The 522-nt window shown below is 44.8% G+C and carries 2 tRNA genes; both read left to right on the top strand.

Annotation, left to right across the window (positions count from 1 at the left end):
* The first annotated feature begins 231 nt into the window (after positions 1 to 231).
* A tRNA-Ile gene (locus tag FHP05_RS15165) sits at positions 232 to 308 on the top strand.
* A gap of 12 nt (positions 309 to 320) precedes the next feature.
* Positions 321 to 393, top strand: a tRNA-Ala gene (locus FHP05_RS15170).
* Positions 394 to 522 lie beyond the last annotated feature (129 nt).

The raw sequence follows: 522 nt of genomic DNA on the forward strand, positions 1-522 counted from the left end.
TCATCGACGTACAGGCTGGACTACTCCTGACGAGACAAAGGAAACACAATGAGCGTAGCGAATTGATGTTGACTTGTCGGAGGAAGGAGTAGGAAGCATGCTAGTCGATAGACGTTTGAACTAGATTGCGGAACCCATTCATATAATGGGAAACATACTAGGTCGTTCAGTTCAGTTTTGAAGGATTAATTTTCCTTCATTATTTTTAATTTAATTATATATTCGATAGATGGGCCTGTAGCTCAGCTGGTTAGAGCGCACGCCTGATAAGCGTGAGGTCGGTGGTTCGAGTCCACTCAGGCCCACCATCTCAAAAAAATGGGGCCTTAGCTCAGCTGGGAGAGCGCCTGCCTTGCACGCAGGAGGTCAGCGGTTCGATCCCGCTAGGCTCCACTTTTGTACCTTGAAAACCAAATAAGAAATACCAACGACATCAATAACAATGGCGTAAAGTAATATATTATTTTTACTTATTTGCTTGCTAGTCAAGTGAATAAGGGCGCACGGTGGATGCCTTGGTAC

Source organism: Cerasibacillus terrae (assembly GCF_008039555.1).
GTDB classification, from domain to species: Bacteria; Bacillota; Bacilli; order Bacillales; family Amphibacillaceae; genus Cerasibacillus; species Cerasibacillus terrae.